The organism is Sphingomonas sp. 66-10 (genome assembly GCF_001897045.1).
Classification (GTDB): domain Bacteria; phylum Pseudomonadota; class Alphaproteobacteria; order Sphingomonadales; family Sphingomonadaceae; genus Sphingomonas; species Sphingomonas lycopersici.
The window spans coordinates 3,693-8,104 of sequence record NZ_MKRR01000125.1 but is presented as its reverse complement, the minus strand read 5'-3'; the positions used below and the strand labels follow the sequence as shown (position 1 = coordinate 8,104).

Genomic DNA, 4,412 nt, shown 5'->3' with positions numbered 1-4,412 from the left:
GGCGATCTACGAGAAGCAGCAGCAGGCCGAAGCCTCCCCCGCGGGCGCCGGCGAAGCGGCTGGCCCCGCCGGTGGCGAGGATGTGGTCGACGCCGAATTCTCGGAAGTGGACGACAACAAGGCGTAAGTGAAGTGATCCGCGATCGTCGCCCCGGCGCGTGCCGGGGGCTCAGGCACAATGAAGCGATGCTTGAGATGCCGGCCTCGGCCGGCACGGCGATCGCCGGACCACTCGGCGGGGGCCGGGAATGACCGAAATCGATTATTACGAACTGCTTGAAGTCGACCGCGGCGCAGACGCGAGCACGATCAAATCGGCCTATCGCAAGCTCGCGATGAAATATCACCCGGACAAGAACGGCGGGTGCAAGGACAACGAAGCCAAGTTCAAGGCAGTCAACGAAGCCTATGACTGCCTGAAGGACCCGCAGAAACGCGCGGCCTATGATCGCTTCGGCCATGCCGCGTTCCAGAACGGCGGCGGCGGTGGCAGCGCGCACGACTTCGCGGGCTTCTCCGATATCTTCGAGAGCGTCTTCGGCGAATTCATGGGCGGCGGCCGCGGCGGCCGCGCCCAGCCGCGGCGCGGCGCCGATCTGCGCTACGATATGGAAATCACGCTCGAAGAGGCGTTCCACGGCAAATCCGCCGACATCACCATCGACGTGACCGCCTCGTGCGACAGTTGCCACGGCACCGGGGCGCGGCCGGGTACGCACGCCCATACCTGCTCGACCTGCGCCGGCCACGGCAAGGTGCGCGCGCAGCAGGGCTTTTTCGTCGTCGAACGCGCCTGCCCGATGTGCAACGGCTCGGGCCAGGTGATCGAGGATCCGTGCCGCGACTGCCGCGGCGACGGGCGGGTCGAGCGCACCAAGACGCTCACCGTCAATATCCCCGCCGGGGTCGACGAGGGTACCCGCGTCCGCATGTCGGGCGAGGGCGAAGCCGGGCCGCGCGGCGCGCCGCCGGGCGATCTCTACATCTTTCTCCATGTGAAGCGCCACGCGATCTTCGAGCGCGAGGGCACTACCTTGTTCGCGCGCGCGCCGATCAGCTTCACCACCGCGGCGCTCGGCGGCACGCTCGCGATCCCCGGGCTCGACGGGCGGACGCACGAGCTGAAGATCCCGGCCGGTATCCAGTCCGGCAAACAATTGCGTCATCGCGGTGCGGGCATGCCGGTGCTGCAGGGGCGCGGACACGGCGATCTTGTGATACAAATCGACGTGGAAACCCCGACGCGGCTCTCGACGCGGCAGCGCGAGCTGCTCGAGATGTTCCGCGAGACCGAGACCGGCGACGAATGCCCCGAGGCGCAGGGTTTCTTCGCACGGCTCAGGAACGCGTTCGCAGGGGATTGAGGTCACGCGCCAAGCCGGAGGTGCATCATGCGAATCCTGTTGCCAGCCGCCATCGCCATTGCTGCCGTCGCCGCCCCCGGCGCGGCGCGGGACCGCAACGAGGTCCCCGCCGCGACGCCGGACGGCAAGCCGCAAAGCTGCGTGCCGATCACCTCGCTGCGCGAAAGCCAGGTGCGGAACGATCGCGTGATCGACTTCCGCATCTCGGGCGACCGCTATTATCGCGTGACCTTGCCGCAAAGCTGCCCCGGGCTCGGCTCCGAGCGGCGCTTCGCTTATTCGACCTCGCTGAGCCAATTATGCTCGACCGACATCATCACGGTGCTCTACCAAAGCCCGCCGATGCGCGGCGCGAGTTGCGGGCTTGCCGAGTTCCAGCCGGTGAAGATCGCAAAAACCAAGTAATCAGGTCGACGAACCCTCTGGTCTTCGCGCTTCGCGGCTGCTAGGCGCGCCTGACAACGCACTCGTAGCTCAGCTGGATAGAGCGCTGCCCTCCGAAGGCAGAGGCCACAGGTTCGAATCCTGTCGAGTGCGCCATTTAATTCGCGCCAAGCGAATAATTTTTCCGCATAATACCGGAACGCCATCGCTGACGTTCCCAGACTCATCCCCTCTCCGCAATTTCGAGGGGTGGTGGATGGCTGATGCGAGGATACTCTTCGGTCGCCCTATATCGGTCTTGTCCGTCACAATATTCGTCGTGGAAGGGGAACCACGGCGGCGGCGCTTCGCCACGGTGCGCTGAGCGGATCAAGACCTGGAGCCACATCTACTCACTTGAGCATAACGGGCCGTCCGGCGGAGACTGACGCCCGAAATCGAGAGGTCGCTCTCCACCCCACGATGAGGAAGAATATCAGCACGCCGATCTGCGCGATCGCAAAGGGCGGCTCGCTTTGCGTCGGTGCGAGTCCGTGGAGCACGGGGATCTTCTGAAAGGCCTGGGCGACGGTGACGAAGGCGAGAAGATAGAGGCTCGCGACGAGCGCTGAAGCATATACCCGCGCCCAGACGCCCTCGAGGTGGAAGTGACGGTACGCCGCGAGCGCCACGACGATCACTCCCAATGCGATCGCGCCGACGATCATCGCGGGCGTCACGCCGTGGAACGGGAAGAAATAGCCTGTGACGCTCACCGCGGTTGCCAGTGCGAGAAAGCGCCCTGTCCAGATGCGCCGTCCCTGACATAGTCCGGCGACGGCGACCGCTCCCGCGCCGATTGCGATGAAGCAGAGCGCGGTGTGGAACAAGGTGATGGCGACGAGATAGCTCATGCGCGGGCTCCCCGGTCAGGACCTGATGAACGCCAGAAGGTCCGGGTTGATGATGTCGGGATGGGTCGTGCACATGCCGTGCGGAAGCCCCTCGTAGGTCTTGAGCGTGCCCTGCTTGAGCAGCTTGGCCGAGAGTGGCGCGGCGTCGGCATAAGGCACGATCTGATCGTCGTCGCCGTGCATCACGAGCGTCGGTACGCCGATCGCTTTCAGATCCTCGGTGAAGTCGGTCTCCGAGAACGCCTTGATGCAATCATAATGCGCCTTGGCACCGCCCATCATGCCCTGGCGCCACCAATTCTCGATCACGCCCTGGCTCACCTTGGCGTCCTTCCGGTTGAAACCATAAAATGGCCCCGACGGCACGTCGAGAAAGAATTGCGCGCGATTGGCGACGAGCGCGGCGCGGAAGCCGTCGAACACCTCGATCGGCAGGCCGCCGGGGTTCTTGTCGCTCTTGACCATGATCGGCGGCACCGCGCCGATCAGCACCGCCTTGCCGACACGCCCCGGCTTCGCGCGCGCGACATAACGGGCGACCTCTCCACCCCCGGTGGAATGGCCGACATGAACCGCGTCCTTGAGATCGAGATGATCGGTAAGCGCCGCGACGTCGGCGGCATAAGTATCCATCTCGTTGCCCGCACAGGTCTGGGTCGAGCGACCGTGACCGCGCCGGTCGTGCGCGATGACGCGATAGCCGTGCAGCAGGAAGAACATCATCTGATTGTCCCAATCGTCTGCCGACAGCGGCCAGCCATGATGAAAGACGATCGGCTGGGCATCCTTCGGGCCCCAATCCTTGTAGAAGATCGAGACGCCATCTTTGGTGGTCACGAAATCCTGGCTCATCGAAATATCTCCTGTGCGTTTGGCGGCTTGATGAGGCATGGCGAACCCGGCGACGTTAGGCACGGGTCCGCCCCGTTATCTGTCTATTCCAGTGTCAGGACGGTGCGGCCGAAGAGCCGCGCGTCGATCGAATAACCGCCGGCGCCCGTCATCGAGAGCGCGAGCGAAGCCAATCCATGCAACCAGGCGGACACGGCGAGCGCGCCGCCGACCTCCGCACCGATCAGCATCGCCACGATCACGCCGCACACGGCGCCGGCACGGGTCAGGATGCCCAATATCACCGCCACGGCGATCAAAAGGATCGGCGGCACAGCCCAGGGCATCGCGACCAACGTCGTCGCTGCGACCAGCGCGCCAGCCACCGAAAGGCGGAGCAGCAACAACGCCACCCCCACCATGCCGGTCGGATACTGGAACAGGCTCCGGGTCACTGGCGAAAACTATGGAAAGCGCGCACATCACGCCACGCCGAATGGGGTAGCGCAACCATCACCCTTTCGGGTTTGCGGCCGATCGGCGGCGCAGGCATGGCCGTGATCGACAGGTTGGACATCGAGCGATAGGACGGCTGGATGGGGGTTGGCCTGCGCAAATCGAGATGGGCCATCGGCGCGCTGATGCTGCTTGCCCATGTGCCGCTCGGTGCGCTCGACTCACAGCGCCGCCTCGACCAGCTTTTTCATAGCGCCTGGACGATCAAGGACGGCGCGCCGCCCGACATCTGGGCGCTTGCCCAGTCGCACGACGGTTACCTCTGGCTCGGCACCGGGGCTGGCCTTTATCGGTTCGATGGCGTCCGTTTCGAAAAGGTCAGGCTCGCGCCGGGCAACCGCATGCCGTCGGCCAATATCAATGCGTTATATGTCGACCCCGCCGGCGATCTGTGGATCGGGTTCGAGGCGGGCCAGGTCGCGCG

The 4,412-nt window shown here is 64.9% G+C and carries 6 protein-coding genes and 1 tRNA gene; 4 read left to right on the top strand and 3 right to left on the bottom strand.

All coding sequences use genetic code 11. From position 1 onward, the window contains the following. The first annotated feature begins 248 nt into the window (after nucleotides 1-248). From dnaJ to BGN95_RS13260, 3 genes are all read left to right on the top strand, one after another. Nucleotides 249-1,364 carry a molecular chaperone DnaJ gene (gene dnaJ, locus BGN95_RS13270; protein ID WP_179511706.1) on the top strand — a complete coding sequence of 372 codons (1,116 nt, stop codon included), beginning with the start codon at nucleotides 249-251 and terminating at the stop codon, nucleotides 1,362-1,364. Between the two features lie 27 nt (nucleotides 1,365-1,391). Next, nucleotides 1,392-1,769, top strand: coding sequence for a hypothetical protein (locus BGN95_RS13265; protein WP_179511707.1), 378 nt, complete (start codon nucleotides 1,392-1,394; stop codon nucleotides 1,767-1,769). A 58-nt stretch (nucleotides 1,770-1,827) separates the two neighbouring features. Continuing rightward, nucleotides 1,828-1,904, top strand: a tRNA-Arg gene (locus tag BGN95_RS13260). 236 nt (nucleotides 1,905-2,140) lie between these two features. Here BGN95_RS13260 and BGN95_RS13255 read toward each other — a convergent pair. The 3 genes from BGN95_RS13255 to BGN95_RS13245 all read right to left on the bottom strand — a co-directional run bounded on the left by BGN95_RS13255 (nucleotide 2,141) and on the right by BGN95_RS13245 (nucleotide 3,927). Continuing rightward, a complete protein-coding gene (locus tag BGN95_RS13255; protein ID WP_286772878.1) occupies nucleotides 2,141-2,641 on the bottom strand; it encodes a hypothetical protein in 501 nt (166 codons plus the stop codon). Nucleotides 2,642-2,656: 15 nt separating this feature from the next. Continuing rightward, nucleotides 2,657-3,493: an alpha/beta fold hydrolase gene (locus BGN95_RS13250; protein WP_286772877.1), complete on the bottom strand. Its 837-nt coding sequence runs from the start codon at nucleotides 3,491-3,493 to the stop codon at nucleotides 2,657-2,659. 83 nt (nucleotides 3,494-3,576) lie between these two features. Next, nucleotides 3,577-3,927, bottom strand: coding sequence for a hypothetical protein (locus BGN95_RS13245; RefSeq protein WP_286772876.1), 351 nt, complete (start codon nucleotides 3,925-3,927; stop codon nucleotides 3,577-3,579). Nucleotides 3,928-4,068: 141 nt separating this feature from the next. Between BGN95_RS13245 and BGN95_RS13240 the strand changes: the two genes are divergently transcribed. Further along, a partial coding sequence (locus tag BGN95_RS13240; RefSeq protein ID WP_286772875.1) for a two-component regulator propeller domain-containing protein occupies nucleotides 4,069-4,412 on the top strand: 344 nt, incomplete at its 3' end.